Genomic DNA, 20,636 nt, shown 5'->3' with positions numbered 1-20,636 from the left:
AAGGGAATAAATTTATAAATTTGCCAAAATTATTTTTGTAAGGATATTTATAAAGTGATATTATAAAGATAATTTATATATAATAAAAACTTAAAATTTTCAATATTAAAATTAGATATATATTTGGGGATTTTATTATACCTATTAAAGAATAAATTTGGGGAAAGATATAACAAGGTTTTATGTTAATATATACAAAGAAATTGGAAAAATATTTGTAATTTAAGTATTCTATATTTTTAAAGAACAAAATTAGTTAAAAATATAAGGTTAAGATAATAAAGATATTATATAAAAATAAAATGCTTGAGTATAAAGTATTTTATTTTTAATAGTATTAAATAATTTTGGTGATTAAATTTTAGATGAGATTAATAAAAGAAAAATCAATGATAATAATATTTAATTTTAAATATTATTATATGTATTTATATATAAAACAATGATATAATACTAATTATTATTTAAAAATAATTAGCGTTGTTTTAGATTTTATATAGATAGGAGAGGATAAAATGAAATTAATATCATGGAATGTTAATGGCTTAAGAGCTTGTGTGCAAAAAGGATTTATAGATTACTTTAATAAAGAAGATGCAGATATATTTTGTGTGCAAGAAACTAAGCTTCAAAAAGGTCAAATAGATTTACAACTTGAAGGATATCACCAGTATTGGAATTATGCAGAGAAAAAAGGCTATTCTGGAACTGCAATTTTTACAAAAAGAGAACCTATATCAGTTAATTATGGTATAGGAATAGAAGAACATGATAAAGAGGGTAGAGTAATAACATTAGAATTTGATGATTATTATGTGGTAACTGTATATACTCCAAATTCTAAGCAAAAATTAGAAAGATTAGATTATAGAGTAAAATGGGAAGAAGATTTTAGAATTTATCTAAAAAATTTAGATGATAAAAAGCCAGTAATTATTTGCGGCGATTTAAATGTAGCTCATAAGGAAATAGATCTTAAAAATCCTAAAAATAATAGAAAAAATGCAGGCTTTACTGATGAAGAAAGAGAAGAATTTACAAAACTATTAGATGATGGATTTATAGATACCTTTAGATACTTATATCCAGATAAAGAAGGAATTTATTCATGGTGGTCTTATAGATTTAATGCAAGAAAGAATAATGCAGGATGGAGAATAGATTATTTTGTAGTTTCTAATAGGTTAAAGGAAAGAATAGAAAATGCTGAAATTCATACTGAAATTTTAGGTTCGGATCATTGCCCAGTAGTTTTAATATTAAAATAAAAAAATAATTTTAAAAATAGTTTATCGTTAAATTTATTTTATAAAAATATAAATTACATAATAATTTAAATAAAATAATTAAAAATAAAACCTAGAAGTTTTTAGCTTTGAATTAAAACTTTTAGGTTTTATTTTTATTTGTAAATTAAGTTTCTTAATTAATCATTTTTTTTAAAGATAAGATTAATTCTTATAATAAAATTATACTAAATAATTTTATTATAAGAAATCAATGAGAATTTTGTATATTATTAAAACTTTTGCTTTAGAGTATTTATAAATATAGATAGATAAGTTAAAGATAATGAATAAAATAATTCTATATTTTTTAGGCATGAATAAAATATTTCCATATAATATCTTGTTTATAAAAATATAACATAAAAATTGCCCCGAAAAAGAATAGTATATTATTTTACAAATTTAAAAATTTATCAATAAAATTATATTAATTAAAAGAAATATTGACAATTTTTTAATAAATTATATATAATTACAATAATATCACAATATATTCCAAATATTTAATTAATAGTTAAATAAAAAATAAAAGGGGGAATAAATATGACTAGAAAGTTATGGCAAAAATCAATTTCTTTCTTTGTCACTATAAGTTTTTTACTTTCAGTTGGAATTTTTAAAGTGAATGCTTATGGAGAAGAAAATCAAAAAGAAGAAAACTCTTTAAAAGAGGACTTTATCAAAGCTCTTAAAGAAGAAGAAAATTTAAATTTAAATCCAGAGCTAAAAAAGTATTTAGAAGAAAATAAAGATATAGATACTAATGATGATTCTGAGGAAATTAGAATGGTAATTGAATTAGAAGAGAAACCTGCCATAGAGAATGAAAAAAATACGTCTAAAAAAATCTTATCTAAAGAAAAGAAAATCAAAAATAATCACAAAGATATTTTAAAAAAAATAGAAAAAATTACAGGAAATAAAAAAATAAAAGATTTTGCTTATTTATTCAATGGATTTTCAATTGTTGGAAAAAGAAGTGATATATATAAAATAAGAAGTATTGATGGAGTTAAAAATGTATCTATAGCTAGATATTATAAGCCTGATATGGCTTTTGCTAATAAAATAACAGAAGCTTATAGTGTTTGGAAAGATTATGGATACAAAGGAGAAGGATTAGTAGTATCAATAATTGATACAGGTATAGATTATAGACATAAAGATTTAAAAAATATAGATACATCAAAAACAAAATTAAAGAAAAATGATGTAAAGAGAAAAATAAAGGAATTAAAAAGAGGAGAATTTTTTACAGATAAAGTTCCTTTTGGATATAATTATGCTGATGGAAACTGTAATGTAATAGATGCAGGAAATCAGCATGGTATGCATGTTGCAGGAATAGTTGGAGCTAATGGAGATGATGATAAATTAAATTCTCTTGAAGCTGTAAAAGGAGTTGCACCAGAGGCTCAACTTTTAGCAATGAAGGTTTTTTCTAATAATTTAGGAGATGCATCTAAAAATGATAATGGCTTAAAAGGCGCTTATGATGATGATATAATTGCAGCCATTGAAGATTCAGTTAAATTAGGAGCAGATGTAATTAATATGAGTTTAGGATCGCCAGCAGGATTTCAAGATAAAAATTCTCCAGAACAAAAAGCTATAGAAAAGGCTGTTGAGCAAGGTGTTTTGGTAGTTATATCTGCAGGAAATTCAGGAGTATCTACTAATAACAATAGTTGGAGCCAACCAATTAATTTATTAAATTCAAAGGATACAATAACTTTAGGATCACCAGGTACCACAGAGTCAGCATTTACAGTAGCATCTTTTGAAAATACTAATATGGTAACTAATGTACTTAAATATACATCTAAGGATAAAAGTGATTATATTGCTTTCACGCCTGTAAAAGGAACTGATACTAAGCTTTTAAATAAAGCTAAAGGTTTAGTATATTGCGGATTTGGAAAAGAAGAAGATTTTAAAGATAAGGATTTAAAGGATAAAATAGCTTTAATTGAACGTGGAGAAGTTACATTTAATGATAAAGTGAAAAATTCCTTAAAAGCTGGAGCTTCAGGAGTTATAATATACAACCATAAAGCTGGTGGAGATGTTACTATGGGTATGGAATTACAAGAAAAATCCATACCGTCAATTAGTATAGGACATAAAGATGGTGAAATCTTAAAAGCTTTAGTAGAAGATGTAAAAATTGAAGTATTAGATAAAATGAAAGCTATAAATAATATTGATAAAAATGACATATCACAATTTTCATCTTGGGGGCCAACTCCTAATTTAGAATTTAAACCTGAAATAATAGCTCCCGGTGGAGATATATATTCTTTAGCTAATAATGATAAATATCAGGTGATGAGTGGCACTTCTATGTCATCACCTAATATTGCAGGATCAGAAGCCTTAATTTTAGAAGCATTAAAAAAGAAAGGGATAAACTTAAAAGGAAAAGAGCTTATTGATTTTGTAAAAAATACATCAATGAATACAGCAGAAATTTTATATGATAAATACAGCAAAGAAAAAGTTCCTTATTCTCCAAGAAGACAGGGAGCAGGTATGATACAAATAGAAGATGCTATAAAAAACAATGTAATAATTACAGATAATAAAGGAAAAGCAGCTGTAGCTTTAAAAAATATTGGAAAGTCCAAAACTTTTAAACTTAACTTAAAAAATTATTCAGATAAAGATATTACATATTATTTAGACGATACTGGAGTGCAAAGTGAACAAATCAAAGAAGATAAAAGAATAGGTGCTTATAAAATACCAGAAAGTAAAGTATCCTATGACAAAGAAAAGATTACAGTACCAGCTAATGGAGAAAATACTGTGAATATAACTATAACTTTGCCTGATAATTTTGAAAAAAATAATTTTATAGAAGGTTTTATAAGATTCAAAGGTGAAGTTGGAAGTATTCCTTACTTATCAGTACCTTATATGGGTTTTTATGGTGATTTTAGTTTAGATAAGGTTTTCGATCCACCTTATTATGAGAAAACTAGTGAAATAGGATTAACTGGATTAGGTGAAGTAGGACCTTTAGGATTTTCTTTATATGGTTTTAATAAAGATATAAATACAATAGGATTTTCACCTAATGATGATAAATTAAAGGATATAATTTTACCTAATATATATTTACTTAGAAATTTAAAAACTTTAAAGATAGAAATATTAGATGAAAATAAAAATGTAATAAAAAATTTAAGTAATGAAGAAGAAATAAGAAAAAATCTTCTTGAAGAGTTACCTAAAGTAAAAGGTACATTATTAGGAAATGGAGTATGGGATGGTAAGATATATAATAGTGAAACAGGTAAAGAAGAATTAGCTAAAGAAGGAAATTATTCTTACAAAATAACCTTTACATCAGATTTAGATGATGCAGTAGAGCAAAGTTTAGAATTACCATTTAAGCTAGATATAACTAAACCTAAAGTAGAAATTCTATCTTTAGATAAGGAAACTTTAAAGGATGATAAAGATAAATATTATGATTCTTATGTTTTAACTTGGAAAGCTGAAGATGGACAAACTGATATTAATAAAAGTATTGCATTTTATAGTTTGAACAATAACAGTCATAAAATAGATAAAATAACAGAAGTATCTAAAGGTGTATTTAAGGCACCTCTCGATATAAAAGATAATGAGATAAATAACATAGAGCTTGCAGTAAGTGATAATGCAGGAAATATAGGAATTACTTCTAAGGTTTTTGAACTTGGAAATGCTAAAGCAATATCTTTCTATGGAAACTTTAAAGATACTTTTGGTATTTCTTCACTAAAAGATAATAATTTCAATATTAAGGGACATGTAAGTAAAATTGTAGATAAATTATTATTAGATGAAAAAGAAGTAAAACTTAATGGAAATCAATTTGAAGTTAATTTTAAACCAAGTGATGGAGTAAATAATTTAAAATTTAAAGCTTTAGACAAAGAAGGAAGAAAAATAATCAACGAAGACTTAGAAGTTAAATTTGATTTAAAAGCTCCTGAAATTTTATCTATAACTCCTAATTTACCAGTAGATAAGAACTTTGTTACTAATAATAGTAAGTTAAAAGTATCAGGTAGAATAAGAGATAATAATTTAAAAACTGTGTTAGTAAATAAAGAAGAGGGAAATATTAAAAATCTTCCAAATGGAGATAAAGACTTTGAAAAAGAAGTTCAGCTAAAGCCAGGCCTTAATGAAGTATTAATAGAAGCTAGAGATGAAGCTAATAATTTAGTGTCAAGAAGCTATAAAGTAATATTAGTAGATAAAGTTCAAAAATTTGATATTGATTTTGACAACTTAAAATCTGTTACTGTATTAAACCCTAAAGAAATAAAAGAAGATAACTTTAAAATAACAGGACATGTAAGCTATAGACCTTTAGTTTTAAAGATAAATGATGAAGAGGTTAAAGTTAATGATGATTTATCCTTTAGCTATGATGTTAAGCTTTCTCAAGGTTTTAATAAAATAAAGGTTTACGGAACAGATATAAATGGAGCAGAGGTTTATAACTATGCCTTTAGAATTTTATATGACTCAAAGCTTCCAAAGTTATCCTTAGAAGAGCCTGTTACTAAAGGAGATGGAAAGATATATACTAATGAAGATTTTATTATAGTAAAAGGATCTGTAACAGATAATATTTTTGGATATAACTTCTATATAAATGGTGATTCTATATATAATGTAAGTAACTATCCAGTGATAGGAGAAGATAATTTAAAGAGAGACTTTGAAAAGAAAATACCTGTTAAAAATGGAGATAAGCTTACATTAAAACTTAAAGATACCTTTGGTAATGAGATAAATAATCAGTATGACATAGTAGTAGATAAGGAAAATCCAAATGCTCCTAAAATTAATGTTGAAAAATTTGAGGAAAATAAGTCAACTTTAAAGGTTAAATTATCATCAGATGATTCTAAAATAGAAAATATTTTATATAGCTTTGATGGTAAAAACTATTTTAATTATAAAGGGGAATTTATAGTAGATTTTTCAACTAAACTTTATGCAAAAGCAGTAGACTGGGCATCTAATGAATCAGAAAATGCCGTTGAAGAAATTTCTATTGATAAAACTTCTCCTAAAATATCTATAGAAGGAGTTAATGATGGAGAAATTTATAAGGGAAATGTTAAGCCAATTATAAATTCTTCAGATAAAGATAGTAAGATTTTTGTAACTCTTAATGAAAAACCTTATGATAACAAAGAAATAAGTGAAAATGGAGATTACCTTTTAAAAGCTTATGCTGTAGATAAATTAGGAAATAAATCAGAGGAGATTCAATCAAGGTTTTCTATAGATAAAGAAAAATCAGAAGAAAATAAAGATAAAGAAGATAGTAAAGATCCCTCAGAAGTTTCAGAAAAACAAATAGTTTTAGCTGAAAATAACGAAGATAATAAATTAGATAATATAAAAGAAACTAATACAGCTAAAAAAGTAACATCACAAAGCAAAAATACTATCTATAAAGATTTAAGCAAAAATGGAAATAAGAAAGATAATAATAAAAATGATAAAAAGACTATTGATAAATTAGGAAGTAATATTTCAACAAATCTTTTAATTATTTTATCAATATCACTTGTAGGATTTGGGGTAATATTAATAAGAAGAAAAGAACATAAAAAATATAACAAATAGCAATATTTAAAATAACAATAAATTTAAAAAATGCTTAAGCGATAATTTTCTTCAATGTAGATATGAAATTACTTAATAAATAAGTTTTAAAAGAGACTTTATTAAAGCTATTATTATTTAATATAGCTATACTATAAAGTCTCTTTTTCTTATATTTAATAAAGTATATTTTAATTATTTAAATTTTTAGCTAAAAGTATTTTATAAAGGAGAGTTATTAGTTATAAATATTAATATTTTAGAAGCTAAGGATACAACTTCATTTTTATTTATATTAGATAAATCATGTCCGCTATTTTCCAAACTTAAAAGCTCTACTTTGTTATTTGTACTTTTAAGTTTATTATAAAGTTCTATAGAATTTTCGTAAGGAACGATAGTATCTTTTTTACTATGGATTATTAAAGTTTTTGGTAAATCTTCTTTTACATAATTAATAGGACTATATTTATTAATTAAAGAATCCTTATCTTTAATATGATTTAATACATTTAGCATTTCTTTTGAACCTTTTGAGTAATCTAATGTATTTAGATTAGTAGGACCAAAGAAATCTACAATATATTTAACCTTAGAAGAATTTTTAGATAAAGTTAAATCCCCTTGAAAATTAGAGTCATCAGAATAGGCTGCAAGCAAAGAAAGATGAGCTCCTGCTGAGGTTCCTATAACTCCTATTTCATCAGCATTCAAATTATATTTATTAGCATTTTCATGTATCCACCTTATGGTATCTTTAACATCAGAAACCTGTTTTTCAAAGTTTACGTTATTTCTCATAAGTTCATAGGAAGTACTTATAACTGTAAATCCTTGTTCTCTAAAAGTATCTAAAAGAGGAGAAAGAACTGATGGAATAGATTTATCTCCATACATCCAACTGCCACCATGAACATATAAAATAACAGGAGACCCATTAGGCAATTGCTTTTTTGCGCTATATATATCTAAGGTTTGTTTAGAGCCATTTGATTCCTTATAAACAACATCCTTAAAATCCATAGAATCTAATTTTTTTATAGAATTTGAATCAGATATATCTGGAGGGTTTTTTAAAACTTCTATATATTTTTTACCAACGTTAATATAAAGACTTAATTTTCCCCTAAAAATAAATGTAAATGCTAGAATTAATATTAATATTACAATAAAAAACCACTTGAAAAATTTTTTCATCTATGCCTCCTATAGTTATTTAATTATTGTGTTAAAAGTTATTTATAAAAATAATAACATATAATAAAAAATTATAAAAATATAAATTTTTATTATTAATGGTTTTTTATTGAAAATATGTAATCTATAAAAAGCTTTATAGTAATTAATAAAACTGATATTAAATAATTTAAATATCAGTTTTGATTATATAAAAAAGTTTAAGCATATTAAAGTTTTAATATGCTTAATAGGCAAACATCATTATACAAAGCGATATTATAGTTATTGCTACAATCACATTTATAATTAGCATAAAAAGTTTCCTATGTTTTTTAAATCTATTTTCTTCAAACATATAAAGTCCTCCTATAAATATTATTAAAATTAGTTTATCTTAAAAATATATATAAAATATTAAATAATAATAAAAATTTATATAACTAATATTTAATTTATACTTTTAAATAAAATACTCGTAAATGAGTATAAATAAAAAAACAAAAAATCAAAACTTAAATTATAAACAAAAAGTTCATTTAATATTAAAAAAAATAAAATATAATGAAATAAGAACAAAGATTTAATTCTCATAAAGGAGGATACATATTATGGAAAAAATAAAAATTGGGGCTTCAGTAAGAGCAAAAGAAAATATAGGTTTAATGAAAAAAGGAGACTGCGGAATAGTATTAGGGAAAGAAAAAGAACAAGGTAATCATTTAGTTATTAAGATTACTTCAGGAGAAGCTAAAGGCCAACTTCAATTTTTAGATAATTATAAATTAGAAGAAGGGTTTGATATCTTTAATATTTCAGAATATATATCAGAAGAACTTTTAAATAAGTTTCCTATATTGAAGGATGATATAAATAGAAAGGATATACTAGACTTTTTTATAAAAGAACTTACTATGTTTTTAAATGAATAAAATGATTTTATATAATATTAAGATTTCTCTTTTAAATTTTCTTTAAATATATAGTTATATAATTTAATACCTTAAAGTTATTTCTAAATTCTTCGAAAATAAATAATTAAAGAAAGATAATTTTTATAGTTTAAAATAACTTTATTTTTTATAAAATAGGAGGATTACTTATGAAGAAGAAAATAAATTGCAATAGGCTTCATGAAGTTATGAAAGATGAACTTAAAGAGAAGGGGATGGATGTAAATAAAGTTGATAAGGATCTTTTAGAAAAGGTATTAAAAACTATTTATAATCAAAAATAAGAATATTAAATTTTATAAAAAAGCATGTGAATTTTAATACTTATAATTCTTTTAGAGAAGTATTTCACATGCTTTTAAATATTTTATTATTTAAATTTCATTAATTTTATTATTGTTGTCCATTTTTTGCTGAAGATTGATTGTTACTTTGATTTTGCGCTGTATTATTATCATCTTTAGGTTTTTGAATTTCTTGTGATTTTTCATTATCCTTATATTCACTAAAATCTTTATTGTTTACAGTATTATCATTTATATTATTACTACTTGTACCATTGTTTTTATTATCATTAGTTATAATATTACTATTTAAACTAGAATTTTCATTATTATTGGTTTCTGTTTTAACTGAATTATTTACATTAGTTTCACTATTCTTTTCATCTTCTTTTGGTTTATCTTTGTCCTGTGAATTTGAATTAGCACTTATGGAATCTACTATCCAATGATAGAAAGATTTTATTCCATCAAGTATTTTATCTAAAATTCCACTTTCTTTTAATTTAATTCCAGCATCCTTTAAAGAAGTATTAATCTTATCATTTAATAAATTAAGTGAATTTTTAACATCGCTAAAGTTTATGTTTAATTTATTGATTTCTTGCATTAAATCTTGGATTTGCTTTTCATCTTCTGGACTTAATTTTACTGCATAAGTATTTGCTGCTTTATTTACTATTTTTTCTATTTGTTTATCTGATTTAGGCTTTTCTTTAATTACTTCTGTTTTAACATCATTAATCATTCCAGCAGCTTTTTCTTTACCTATTTCATTACCAAGATTTTTAGTAACATTTACTTCTTTTTGAGCTACTTGTTTTTGTTCTGGCTTTATTTCTTCACCTTTTGATTTCTCAAAAGCCATTAAAATTCCTGATAAAGCAGCAGTACCTGTAACAGGAAATGGAGCAGAAGCTATTACATTAGCATCTGTTATACCGGCAGTAATTAATGCATTAGATAACATTGTTCCTGTTACCTCTGTTAAATTATGGGTTGAAACATTAATTCCATTACCTTTACTTAATAGTTCAACATAAGAACTTGATATTGATTGGCTACCTTTTATAGGTTTAGTATTATCTAACCCAAGTTCCTTTCTTATATCTTGATTTGTAACTTCTAAAGTACATACATCATCCTTATTTACCTTAAAATAATCAAACATTTCTTGTTTTTGTGCAGGAGTTAAATCTGCTCCTAAAGTTACTATTTTAGAAACTTCTGCAAAAGCTGTTACAGAGGTTCCAAGAACTAATACTCCTGTCATTAATAGTGCTATTATTCTTTTTTTTATTCCCATTTTTATCACATTAATAAAAAGTTTTAAAATCTTTCTATTAACTTTACTCCTTCCTCTTTAAGTTTTTTATAGCAATGAAAATTTGCTAGTTTAATAAATTGTAAGTAAATTATTAATATATTAAAAAAATCCCTTTAATGGAATAATTAAAATTATAAATTTCAATGTAGAAAAAAACAAGCTATTTTCTACTACAAATATATTGCAAAAATATTTCAATATAAAAATGCTGATTTTAGCTTTATTTTGTAAGCATAGAAGTTAGAGCATCTATAAGAGATTTAGTCTTCTTTAAATTATCTATATAATCATTTACATGAGTTTTATAATATTCTAATCCTCTATCAGTGATTGAATAAAGCTTTTTACTTCTTTTATTTAAAAACTCATCACCTTCCCAATGACTTGTTACATATCCTCTCTCCTCAAGATCATAAAGAGTATCGTAAATAGTTCCTGTAGATACTGGAAAAGGTAATGTTGAATCTTCAAATCTGTTTTTAAAATCTTCATATACTCTATTTCCAAAAACAGAGTGACCTTTAGCTAGTTCTTTTAAAATATAAAATATATAAATCTGTTTTGTATTAACAACATTTCTAGGCGCAATTATTCTATTTCTTCCCTTTGCCATACTAATCCTCCGAAAAATAATATTTATACATAAATAATAACATTTTATTTAGTTTTTGAATACTATGTAATAAACTAAAGAGATAGGAGTGGTAAACTTTGTCAAGAAGAAAAAATTGTTGTGGCTGTGGCGGACGAGTATCCTATAATTATGGTGGATATGGTTGTGGATGTACAGGAAATTATGGCAACTGTCCAAGTTTTTTCAATGGCTGTGGATGTGGAATGGCACCGTTAGGAGGTTATTATTATAATAATCCTATATTTTTATTATTGCTTTTAGGTCTTTTAGGTAATAATAGAAATTGCCGTAATAAAGGTCTTTTCTAAAATAGGATAAAATATATAAAATCTAGGAAAGGTATCTTTCCTAGATTTTATATTTATAAGAAATTATATTAATAATTTATAATTAAAAATAAATAGTATAGTATATAATTAAAAATAATTTAATTAATATATAAACTAAATTATTTTATAATGATTCATAATAACTTTTAAGAAGTAGTGAATCTTTTTCTAATATAGGACTTTCACAGATAATACATCCTTTAATATTATAGTCTACAAAAGCCTTTAGGCAATCTTTATAATTAAAATCTGATTCTAAAAAAGGAAGGTGATTTCTTTCTCCTTTATTAGTGTAGTGAATTCCAGATAAATGTATGTGCATATCATCTAAGGCTTTTCTTCCTAAATTTTCACCTATATATTCTAAAATTTCTGCAAAGTCTTTATATTCTTTTAGTGCGCCAATTCCTCTTGCATGTATATGAGAAAAATCTATACAAAGCTTACAAGTATCTACTTCTTTACATATAGTAACTAATTCTTTTAAGTCACCAAATTGAGTAGCTTTTCCTGTGGTTTCTAACCTATAAAAAACATCAGTTTTAGGTAGTCTTTTTAAGTTGTGCATTATTTTTTCTAAGGTTTCTTCTTTAGATTTTTTTAAGTAAAAACCAGGATGAAACACTAAGCTGCTACCTCCTACAGAATCTAAAGCTTCTGCTCCTTTTATAATCCTTTCTAAGGATTTATCTATTTTATCTTCCTCTTCTGCATTTAAATTTATAAAATAAGATCCATGTGCAGATAAATAAAAATCATTTTTATTTTTAGATTCTATTATTTTATTTCTATTTTTATCAGTAACATTGACAGATCTTACAAAGGGAAGTTCCATTGCATGAAGACCAATTTTTTTTAAATAATCTATACCAGTACTATAAGTAAATTTCATTCCTTCTTCTCCTAAAGGAAGTCCTGAAATACCAAATAATAATTTGTCCATAATAATTATCCTTTCTTTTTTTATTTGAGTATATCAAATAAACTTTGCTTTAACAATTAGATCATATTTATTATAAATGAATATTTAGTTGCAATATAATAAATATTTATCTAAAATTAGATATAGCTTAATAAAATGGAGTGATATAAATGGAAGAAAGACTGCAAAAGTATATGGCAAAATGTGGAGTTGCATCTAGAAGAAAATGTGAAGAATTCATATTAAATGGAGATGTTACTGTTAATGGAGTTAATGTTACTGAATTAGGAGTTAAAGTTAAAGAAGGCGAGGACGAAGTTACCTTTAGGGGAAAAATAATTACTCCTGAGGAAGAGAAAGTTTATATAATGATAAATAAACCAGAAGGAATAATAACATCAGTAAAAGATGAGAAAAATAGAAAAACAGTTATTGATTTAATAAATGTAAAGGAACGTATATATCCTATAGGAAGACTTGATTATGATAGTTCAGGTTTATTACTTCTAACAAATGATGGTGATATATATAATAAAATAATTCATCCAAGAGTTAATATTGACAAAGTGTATATAGCTTTAGTTAAAGGTACTTTTTCTCAGGATGAAATTAAGCAATTTGAAAATGGAGTAGACATAGGAGGATACATAACATCTAAAAGCTCTATTAAAACCTTAGAAAAATATTCAAATTCATCTAAGGTTGAAATAAAAATACATGAAGGAAAAAATAGACAAATAAGAAAGATGTGTGCTGCTCTTAATCATGAAGTAGTATCTTTAAAGAGAACGAAAATCGGTAAAATTCATCTTAAGGATTTGCCAAAGGGGAAATGGAGAAACTTAACAAAGGATGAACTAGACTATATTAAGAGTTTATAAAAGAGAAAAGGTGATAAAATGTTTAATTATGTAGGTGATATAAGTAAGATTTCTCATTATATAATAGATAATTTTTTAGTAAATAAAGATATTGCAGTAGATTGTACTTTAGGTAATGGTCATGATACAGACTTTTTAAAGGAAAGATTTAATAAGGTATACTCCTTTGAAATTCAAAAAAATGCAATAGATCAATATAAGGAAAATAATAAAGATAGTAAGGTTTTTTTAATAAATGATTCTCATGAATTTATAGATAACTATATTAAAGAACCAGTAGATTGTATAATGTATAATTTAGGGTTTTTACCTGGAGCAGATAAAAATATAACTACTCTTAAAGATTCAACAATAAAAAGTATAAAAGCTTCTTTAAATTTATTAAGAAAAGGAGGAATAATCTCTATAGCATCTTATGTTGGTCATGAAGAAGGTAAGAAAGAATATGATGAAATTTTAAATCTTTTAGAAAATCTTTCCAAAAAGGATTTTGGAGTTTTATCTCATCAATTTGTAAATAGAAATAATAATCCTCCGATACTATTTATAGTTGAGAAAAAGTAAGGGATTTTAACCCATTTATTGAATTATAAATTTATAAATGATAAAATTATATGGAAGGTTTATTATGTAATTTTGGAGGATAATATGAATTATGGATATAACTAATCAAGACTTAATGAGATTAATTCAAGTAAAATTTGCAAGATTAAGTAAAGGGCAAAAATTAATAGCAGAATATATTTTAAAAAATTATGATAAAGCTGCTTTTATGACAGCAGCAAAATTAGGTACAAGTGTTGGCGTAAGTGAATCTACAGTTGTAAGATTTGCAAATGAATTAGGCTACAGTGGTTATCCAAAATTACAGAAGGCTTTACAGGAATTAATAAAGAACAAACTTACAACTGTTCAACGTTTAGAATTATCAAACGATTACATAAGTGAGGAAAATGCTTTAAAAGGTGTCCTTAAAGCTGATATGGAAAATATTAGGGTAACTTTGGAGAAAATTAATCATAAGACCTTTGAAGAGGTTGTTAATAATATATTTGAAGCTAAAAGAATATACATAATTGGTTTAAGAAGTTCCTCTGCATTATCAGAGTTTTTAGGATTTTACTTAAACTTAATTTTAGATAATGTAAAGGTAATAGGAAATGGAATAAGTGATATATTCGAACAAATGATAAATGTAGGAGAAGGAGACTTAGTTATTGGAATAGGATTTCCAAGATATGCAGTTAAAACTATAGATGCTTTAGAATTTGCTCAATCTCGTAACTGCAAAGTAGTTGCTTTAACTGATAGCTTGTTATCTCCATTAGCATCCAAAGCAGATTTTACTTTAATAGCTCAAAGTAATATGGCTTCTTTTGTTGATTCATTAGTAGCACCATTAAGTGTTATAAATGCTTTAATTATAGCTGTAGGTATGAGAGAAAAAGATAAAATAGCTTCTACTTTCAATGATTTAGAAAAGATTTGGAAAGATTATCATGTATATTCTTATACAAAGGGATTAAATGATATAAAATAATGGTGTTTAAGGAATTAAATATAATTTATAACTTTAATAGGAGTTTTCTTAATAATAGAAAACTTCTTTTAAAGTTATAAATAAAAGTTATAAACTTAAAAAAATAATCTCTTATAAAATAGATTTTTCTATTTTATAAGAGATTATTTTTTTAAGGCATTACTATACATTTTTCTAATATTTGAATATATTAATATAAAAGTTTAAATCTTTGGAGGATTAAATTTATAATGAAAGATACAATAAATCCTAAAACTAATTTAAAGGAAGATAGTATTTCTCATAGATATATTAAAAGTGTTATAGATAAAGTAAAGAAAATTAACAATAATGAAGAAAAATTTATTCAGGCAGTAGAGGAAGTTCTTAATTCTTTAGAACCAGTATTATCTAGATATCCTGAATATATAGAAACTAATATTTTAGAAAGATTTTGTGAACCAGAAAGGCAAATAGTATTTAAAGTTCCTTGGGAAGATGATATGGGAAATATAAAAGTAAATAGGGGATTTAGAATTCAGTTTAATGGAGCTATAGGTCCCTATAAAGGAGGTTTAAGATTTCACCCCTCTGTAGATTTAGAAACTATAAAATTTTTAGCCTTTGAGCAAACTTTAAAAAACGCCTTAACAGGACTGCCTATCGGTGGTGGAAAAGGTGGATCGGATTTTGATCCTAAAGGAAAATCTGATGGAGAAATTAGAAGATTTTGTGAAAGTTTTATATGTGAATTATATAAACATATAGGTAAAGATATAGATATACCTGCTGGAGATATTGGAGTAGGGAAAAAAGAAATTGGATATTTATTTGGATACTATAGGAGAATAAAAGGAACCTTTGAAAATTCAGTTATTACCGGTAAAGATTTATCTTATGGAGGAAGCTTAATAAGACCAGAATCTACTGGTTTTGGTATAGTTTATTTTTGTAGAGAGATACTTAATCATTTTAAGGAAGATATTTATGGAAAGACAGTTGCTCTATCTGGTTTTGGAAATGTTTCATGGGGAGTTTGTAAAAAGATTGCAGAACTTGGTGGAAAGGTAATAACTCTCTCTGGGCCAGATGGATATATATATGATGCCAAGGGAGTTTCTACAAAGGAGAAAATAGATTATCTTATAGAGATGAGAAATTCAGGAAGAGATAAAATTGAAGATTATAGTAAAAAATTTAATGTTCCTTTTTTTAGTGGAGAAAAACCTTGGAAAGTTAAAGCAGATATAATAATTCCCTGTGCTATTGAAAATGATATTGATTTAAATAGTGCAAAAGATATAGTAAAAAATGGAGTTAAATATCTTTGCGAAGGTGCTAATATGCCTTGTACAAATGAAGCTATTAATTATATGAGAGAAAATGGAGTTATAATTGGGCCTTTTAAAGCTGCTAATGCTGGTGGAGTTGCAGTTTCTGTACTAGAAATCAGTCAAAATAATATGAAATTATCTTGGTCTAAGGAAGAAGTTGATCTTAAACTTAATGAGATAATGGTAAATATCCATAAAAATATAGTATCAATATCCTCTCAATATGGTTTTGGTTATGATTTAATTTCCGGAGCTAATATTTATGGTTTTATGAAAGTTGCAAAGGCTATGTATATGCAAGGAATTTATTAAAGTGATATTTAAAATATTATTTATAAGAATACCTTAAGTATAAATGTATAATTATTATTAATATTATATTTACAATTAATTCTAATTTATAATATGCTATTTTTAACCTATAATTTATTCATTAAAATAAGTTATATAATGGATTTTGAGCTAATAATTATTAAATATTAAATGAATATTTTATTTTTTAAATTCAATAACTGTTTTAAAACTTTTTATTACTTTTTTATAAAAATTCATTATATATACCAATCTTAAAGTATTTTCAAAAACTATGAAAGAAGGGGTTTAGCCTTTGATTTCATAGTTTTTTCTTTAATAAATAAAAAAATATTGACAAATTTAACAATATAAAAGTATATTATAATTATTATGTAAATGCAAATCATTTGCAAATATACTTTAAGGAGAATTTTATTATGAAAACAAAAGTTGATATTTTCTCAGGGTTTTTAGGAGCAGGAAAAACAATGCTTATAAAAAAGCTTATAAGAGAAAAGTTAAAAGAAGAGCAGATTTTTATTATTGAGAATGAATTTGGGCAAATCTCTATAGACAGTAAGATTTTAAAAGAATGTGATGTTTTAATAAAAGAAATAAATGCAGGTTGTATTTGCTGCACTGTATCCGGTGATTTTAAAAAGGCAATAAAAGAAATCATAAAAGAATATCATCCTGAAAGAATAATAATAGAACCTTCTGGAGTTGCAAAACTGTCTGAAATTTTAGATTTATTTAATGATGAAAGTTTTAAGGAGCATATAGAATTAAATATGTTAATAACTGTAGTTGATGCCTTAAAATTTAATTTATATATAAAAAACTTCAGTGAATTTTATAAAAATCAGATTATTAAAGGTAAAACTATAATATTAAGTAGAACTCAATTACTATCTAAAGAAGATGTAGATAGAATTGTAGAAGAAATAGAAAAGCTTAATCCTAAAGCTAAGATAATATCAGATAATTGGGATAACTTAGATGGCGATTTTATAGTTAATTTAGGTGAAGAAAAGGAACTAGAAGAAAATAAAGAAAAATATTTAAAAAATAATAATATATTAAAAACCTTTAAAGTTAAGGGAGTTTTAAGAAAGAAAAAACTTCATAATGCTAATGAATCTTTTGAAACCTTATGTAAAAGATTTAATAAAGAATTTTCTGAAGATAAGCTTATTAAAATTTTAGAAAGTTTAGATGATGAAAACCTCTTTGGAAGAATTTTAAGAGCTAAGGGAATTGTAAAGCTTAATAATAAAAGATGGGTGCAGTTTGATTATGTGCCAAAAGAAATAAAATTTAGAGAAACAAAAAATGATAGTATAAATAGTATTTGTATTATTGGTTCTAATATAAATAAAGAAGCTTTAAAAAATCTATTTGATTTTTAAGATAAAAGGAGATTTTTATGAGATTAAAAACCAATATTGAAATAGTAACTGGATTTATTGATGCTGGAAAAACTTCTTTTATTAATAGCTTAGTTGAAAATACTTTAATAGAAAATGAAGATTTAGTTATTTTTCTTTTAGAAGATGGTGAGATAAAAATAAAAGAAGACTTTAAAAATAATGGTAATATTATAGTGAAAAATTTAGATATTTCATATGAAATATCTAAAAAGGATATTTTAAATATTTTAGATACACATAATCCTTATAGAATAATTATAGAATTTAATAGTACTAAAAATTTATATGATTTTCTAAATATTTTTAAAGATAAAACCTTAAATAAATACTGTAGAATAACCACCGTTTTTCATATTACAAAAGCTGAGACCTTTAATATTTATTTAAATAATATGGGAGGGATTTTACTTCCACTAATAGAACTTAGCAATTTAGTTATAGTTAATAATAGTTCATTTGTAGATGAAAATCAATTAAAGGATATAGAAAAAAGAATAGATTTATTTAATCCTTATGTATATATAGTAAATGTACCAGAAGAAAAAAAATTATCTTATATAATGGAGAATTTGACTATATTAGATAATGGATTTTTAAAGAAACTAAGAGTGTTTTTTAAAAAAGTATTTTGTCTATAAAATAAGGAGAAATTAAAGTGATTTATTTAAAAAATAAAACTGATTTATCTAAAAAAGATTTAAAAATAATTATTATATTATTTTTATGTTTATTAATTTCTTCTCCTATAGGAATTAGTAGGATTTTCAAAATTGATTTTACCTTTATAGAAAACTTTTCAACTATATTTATTAGTATTATTTTAGAAGCTATTCCCTTTATTTTGTTAGGGTCTTTTGTATCATCTTTAATACAGATTTTTGTATCTGAAGATTTTATAGAAAGAATTTTACCTAAAAATAAGTTTTTAGGTATTTTAGGGGCTTCCATTATAGGACTTATACTTCCAATTTGTGAATGTAGTATAATACCTATTGTAAAAAAACTGGTGAAAAAAGGAGTGCCTTTAGGAATTGCAATAACTTTTATGCTATCTGTGCCTATTGTAAATACTACAGTGCTAATCTCAACTTACTATGCTTTTTATAATAAACCAATAGTTGTAGTCTTAAGAACAGTTTTAGGACTAGCTACTGCAATTATTGTAGGTAGTATAATAACTTTTGCAAATGATAAAGAAGCTTTAAAAAAAGATAAAGAAAATATAATTAATAGATGTAGCTGTGGTTGTGAATATAACATTGGTGGTTATTTAAATCTTTCAAAAACTAAAATTATATTAAATCATACAACTAATGAATTATTAAATACCACTACATATTTAATAATTGGAAGCTTCATATCTAGTTTGTTTCAATGTGTTATATCTAAAAATAGTATTATATCATTAGGACAAAGTACTACACTTTCAATAATAGTTATGATGATTTTAGCCTTTGTTTTATCTATATGCTCTGAGGCTGATGCTTTTGTTGTTAGAACCTTTATATCGCAGTTTACTTTAGGATCTATATTAGGGTTTTTAGTTTTTGGTCCTATGATTGATATAAAAAATAGTATAATGCTATTTTTCACCTTTAAAACAAAGTTTGTAATAAAACTAATTATATATATATTTTTAATAGTTTATATTTTTAGTAGTTTTATAAATCTTATAACAAAATTAGGAGTAATATAATGAAGAAATTTAATTTCTTGGAGCTTTTAAAATTTTTTATACTTTTTGTTCTTACAATATATTTATATTATTTATTGTCAACAGGTAAAATAACTATATTTCTTCATAAAAAGTTCATTATACATATAAAAATAACCTTTGTAGTTTTTATAATACTTACCATAAATCAGTTTACTAGAATATTTTCTATACCTAATAGGATGGCTATTAGAAAAAGTTATTTTACATTTTTTTTAGTAATAGTCCTTGGAACTTTGGCTTCTTTTACTGGGTTAAATACTAATATATCTGGAAAAAAGGCTTTAAATATAGAAGATTCTAAAAAAAATAATACTATATCAAAAAATAGTAAGGTTGAGGAAGATAATTTAAAAGAAGATATTATTAGATTTAATGATAATAACTATTTTGAAAATTTAAATAAACTTGGTGATAATTTAGATGATTATATAGGGAAGAAAGTTATTATAACAGGATTTGTGTATAGAGAAAGTAACTATAAAGAAAATCAATTTGCTCTTTCAAGATTATTAATGACTTGTTGTGCTGCTGATACTCAATTAGTTGGCATTTTTTGCAAATATGATAATTCAAAGGACTTAAAAGAAAATAATTGGGTTAGAGTAACAGGAGAAATAGAGTCCACTAAATATAAAAATGAAAATGATAAAAAAGAAAAAGTTCTTCCTATGATTAAAGTAGATTCTTTAGAGTCTATTGAAAAACCTAAAAATATATATATCTATCCTTATTCTCTTTATCCTATGAATAATAATTAAAAACAAGAAACTATAGAATAGATCTTTATTCTATAGTTTCTTGTTTATTTTAAATAAGCAAGCAATAATTAATAAACTATTATAATGTTAATTATATAAATAATATTATAAATTAATTAAAGAGAGTTCTTTAGTTTTAACTTTTATATTTTATTATAATTATGAATTTA

General features: G+C 24.1%; 17 protein-coding genes. 13 read left to right on the top strand and 4 right to left on the bottom strand.

Features of this window, described 5'->3' with window-relative positions:
- Nucleotides 1-515 precede the first annotated feature (515 nt).
- Both BUA70_RS09330 and BUA70_RS09325 read left to right on the top strand, forming a co-directional pair.
- On the top strand, nucleotides 516-1,268 hold the full coding sequence (locus BUA70_RS09330; protein ID WP_072896659.1) for an exodeoxyribonuclease III: 753 nt from the start codon (nucleotides 516-518) through the stop codon (nucleotides 1,266-1,268).
- 564 nt (nucleotides 1,269-1,832) lie between these two features.
- Nucleotides 1,833-6,932 carry a S8 family serine peptidase gene (locus BUA70_RS09325; RefSeq protein WP_072896657.1) on the top strand — a complete coding sequence of 1,700 codons (5,100 nt, stop codon included), beginning with the start codon at nucleotides 1,833-1,835 and terminating at the stop codon, nucleotides 6,930-6,932.
- Between the two features lie 201 nt (nucleotides 6,933-7,133).
- On the opposite strand, the gene BUA70_RS09320 is transcribed toward BUA70_RS09325, so the two are convergent.
- Complete coding sequence (locus BUA70_RS09320; RefSeq protein WP_072896654.1) at nucleotides 7,134-8,108, bottom strand: alpha/beta hydrolase; 975 nt, start codon at nucleotides 8,106-8,108, stop codon at nucleotides 7,134-7,136.
- A 590-nt stretch (nucleotides 8,109-8,698) separates the two neighbouring features.
- On the opposite strand from BUA70_RS09320, the gene BUA70_RS09315 reads away from it, so the two are divergent.
- Together BUA70_RS09315 and BUA70_RS13305 are read left to right on the top strand one after the other, a co-directional pair.
- Nucleotides 8,699-9,019 carry a hypothetical protein gene (locus tag BUA70_RS09315; protein ID WP_072896651.1) on the top strand — a complete coding sequence of 107 codons (321 nt, stop codon included), beginning with the start codon at nucleotides 8,699-8,701 and terminating at the stop codon, nucleotides 9,017-9,019.
- A 170-nt stretch (nucleotides 9,020-9,189) separates the two neighbouring features.
- Nucleotides 9,190-9,324, top strand: a complete 135-nt coding sequence (locus BUA70_RS13305; protein WP_278337202.1) for a hypothetical protein — start codon at nucleotides 9,190-9,192, stop codon at nucleotides 9,322-9,324.
- A gap of 109 nt (nucleotides 9,325-9,433) precedes the next feature.
- Here the strand turns inward: BUA70_RS13305 and BUA70_RS09310 are convergent, their stop codons facing one another.
- Together BUA70_RS09310 and BUA70_RS09305 are read right to left on the bottom strand one after the other, a co-directional pair.
- Complete coding sequence (locus BUA70_RS09310; RefSeq protein ID WP_072896649.1) at nucleotides 9,434-10,627, bottom strand: DUF1002 domain-containing protein; 1,194 nt, start codon at nucleotides 10,625-10,627, stop codon at nucleotides 9,434-9,436.
- Between the two features lie 241 nt (nucleotides 10,628-10,868).
- On the bottom strand, nucleotides 10,869-11,261 hold the full coding sequence (locus BUA70_RS09305; RefSeq protein WP_072896647.1) for a PadR family transcriptional regulator: 393 nt from the start codon (nucleotides 11,259-11,261) through the stop codon (nucleotides 10,869-10,871).
- A gap of 98 nt (nucleotides 11,262-11,359) precedes the next feature.
- Between BUA70_RS09305 and BUA70_RS09300 the strand changes: the two genes are divergently transcribed.
- On the top strand, nucleotides 11,360-11,590 hold the full coding sequence (locus tag BUA70_RS09300) for a hypothetical protein (RefSeq protein ID WP_072896644.1): 231 nt from the start codon (nucleotides 11,360-11,362) through the stop codon (nucleotides 11,588-11,590).
- 145 nt (nucleotides 11,591-11,735) lie between these two features.
- On the opposite strand, the gene BUA70_RS09295 is transcribed toward BUA70_RS09300, so the two are convergent.
- Complete coding sequence (locus tag BUA70_RS09295) at nucleotides 11,736-12,554, bottom strand: TIM barrel protein (RefSeq protein WP_072896642.1); 819 nt, start codon at nucleotides 12,552-12,554, stop codon at nucleotides 11,736-11,738.
- Nucleotides 12,555-12,703: 149 nt separating this feature from the next.
- Here BUA70_RS09295 and BUA70_RS09290 point away from each other — a divergent pair, with 149 nt between their 5' ends.
- The 8 genes from BUA70_RS09290 (at nucleotide 12,704) to BUA70_RS09255 (ending at nucleotide 20,466) form a co-directional block, all read left to right on the top strand.
- Nucleotides 12,704-13,414, top strand: coding sequence for a pseudouridine synthase (locus BUA70_RS09290; protein ID WP_072896640.1), 711 nt, complete (start codon nucleotides 12,704-12,706; stop codon nucleotides 13,412-13,414).
- Between the two features lie 18 nt (nucleotides 13,415-13,432).
- A complete protein-coding gene (gene mnmM, locus BUA70_RS09285) occupies nucleotides 13,433-13,978 on the top strand; it encodes a tRNA 5-(aminomethyl)-2-thiouridylate-methyltransferase MnmM (RefSeq protein ID WP_072896638.1) in 546 nt (181 codons plus the stop codon).
- 91 nt (nucleotides 13,979-14,069) lie between these two features.
- The gene (locus tag BUA70_RS09280; RefSeq protein ID WP_072896636.1) at nucleotides 14,070-14,954 is read left to right on the top strand and encodes a MurR/RpiR family transcriptional regulator; all 885 of its coding nucleotides are present in this window, start codon (nucleotides 14,070-14,072) and stop codon (nucleotides 14,952-14,954) included.
- Between the two features lie 230 nt (nucleotides 14,955-15,184).
- A complete protein-coding gene (gene gdhA / locus BUA70_RS09275; RefSeq protein WP_072896634.1) occupies nucleotides 15,185-16,579 on the top strand; it encodes an NADP-specific glutamate dehydrogenase in 1,395 nt (464 codons plus the stop codon).
- 419 nt (nucleotides 16,580-16,998) lie between these two features.
- Nucleotides 16,999-17,970 carry a CobW family GTP-binding protein gene (locus BUA70_RS09270; protein ID WP_072896631.1) on the top strand — a complete coding sequence of 324 codons (972 nt, stop codon included), beginning with the start codon at nucleotides 16,999-17,001 and terminating at the stop codon, nucleotides 17,968-17,970.
- 17 nt (nucleotides 17,971-17,987) lie between these two features.
- A complete protein-coding gene (locus BUA70_RS09265; protein WP_072896629.1) occupies nucleotides 17,988-18,629 on the top strand; it encodes a GTP-binding protein in 642 nt (213 codons plus the stop codon).
- A gap of 17 nt (nucleotides 18,630-18,646) precedes the next feature.
- A complete protein-coding gene (locus BUA70_RS09260; RefSeq protein WP_072896627.1) occupies nucleotides 18,647-19,687 on the top strand; it encodes a permease in 1,041 nt (346 codons plus the stop codon).
- Nucleotides 19,687-20,466 carry a TIGR03943 family putative permease subunit gene (locus BUA70_RS09255; RefSeq protein WP_072896625.1) on the top strand — a complete coding sequence of 260 codons (780 nt, stop codon included), beginning with the start codon at nucleotides 19,687-19,689 and terminating at the stop codon, nucleotides 20,464-20,466. The genes BUA70_RS09260 and BUA70_RS09255 overlap by 1 nt, the downstream gene beginning before the upstream one ends.
- The last annotated feature ends 170 nt before the right edge of the window (nucleotides 20,467-20,636 follow it).

This window comes from Clostridium fallax, from assembly GCF_900129365.1.
Taxonomy (GTDB): domain Bacteria; phylum Bacillota; class Clostridia; order Clostridiales; family Clostridiaceae; genus Clostridium_AH; species Clostridium_AH fallax.
This window is presented reverse-complemented; position numbering and strand designations above follow the sequence as displayed.

Excerpts from the sequence above, each read along its gene's own strand:
- BUA70_RS09270 (WP_072896631.1), top strand. The coding sequence starts at position 16,999 with ATGAAAACAAAAGTTGATATTTTCTCAGGGTTTTTAGGAGCAGGAAAA.
- BUA70_RS09265 (WP_072896629.1), top strand. The coding sequence starts at position 17,988 with ATGAGATTAAAAACCAATATTGAAATAGTAACTGGATTTATTGATGCT.
- BUA70_RS09330 (WP_072896659.1), top strand. The coding sequence starts at position 516 with ATGAAATTAATATCATGGAATGTTAATGGCTTAAGAGCTTGTGTGCAA.
- BUA70_RS13305 (WP_278337202.1), top strand. The coding sequence starts at position 9,190 with ATGAAGAAGAAAATAAATTGCAATAGGCTTCATGAAGTTATGAAAGAT.
- gdhA (WP_072896634.1), top strand. The coding sequence starts at position 15,185 with ATGAAAGATACAATAAATCCTAAAACTAATTTAAAGGAAGATAGTATT.
- BUA70_RS09310 (WP_072896649.1), bottom strand. The coding sequence starts at position 10,627 with ATGGGAATAAAAAAAAGAATAATAGCACTATTAATGACAGGAGTATTA.
- BUA70_RS09305 (WP_072896647.1), bottom strand. The coding sequence starts at position 11,261 with ATGGCAAAGGGAAGAAATAGAATAATTGCGCCTAGAAATGTTGTTAAT.
- BUA70_RS09280 (WP_072896636.1), top strand. The coding sequence starts at position 14,070 with ATGGATATAACTAATCAAGACTTAATGAGATTAATTCAAGTAAAATTT.
- BUA70_RS09325 (WP_072896657.1), top strand. The coding sequence starts at position 1,833 with ATGACTAGAAAGTTATGGCAAAAATCAATTTCTTTCTTTGTCACTATA.
- BUA70_RS09295 (WP_072896642.1), bottom strand. The coding sequence starts at position 12,554 with ATGGACAAATTATTATTTGGTATTTCAGGACTTCCTTTAGGAGAAGAA.
- BUA70_RS09255 (WP_072896625.1), top strand. The coding sequence starts at position 19,687 with ATGAAGAAATTTAATTTCTTGGAGCTTTTAAAATTTTTTATACTTTTT.
- mnmM (WP_072896638.1), top strand. The coding sequence starts at position 13,433 with ATGTTTAATTATGTAGGTGATATAAGTAAGATTTCTCATTATATAATA.
- BUA70_RS09320 (WP_072896654.1), bottom strand. The coding sequence starts at position 8,108 with ATGAAAAAATTTTTCAAGTGGTTTTTTATTGTAATATTAATATTAATT.
- BUA70_RS09290 (WP_072896640.1), top strand. The coding sequence starts at position 12,704 with ATGGAAGAAAGACTGCAAAAGTATATGGCAAAATGTGGAGTTGCATCT.
- BUA70_RS09315 (WP_072896651.1), top strand. The coding sequence starts at position 8,699 with ATGGAAAAAATAAAAATTGGGGCTTCAGTAAGAGCAAAAGAAAATATA.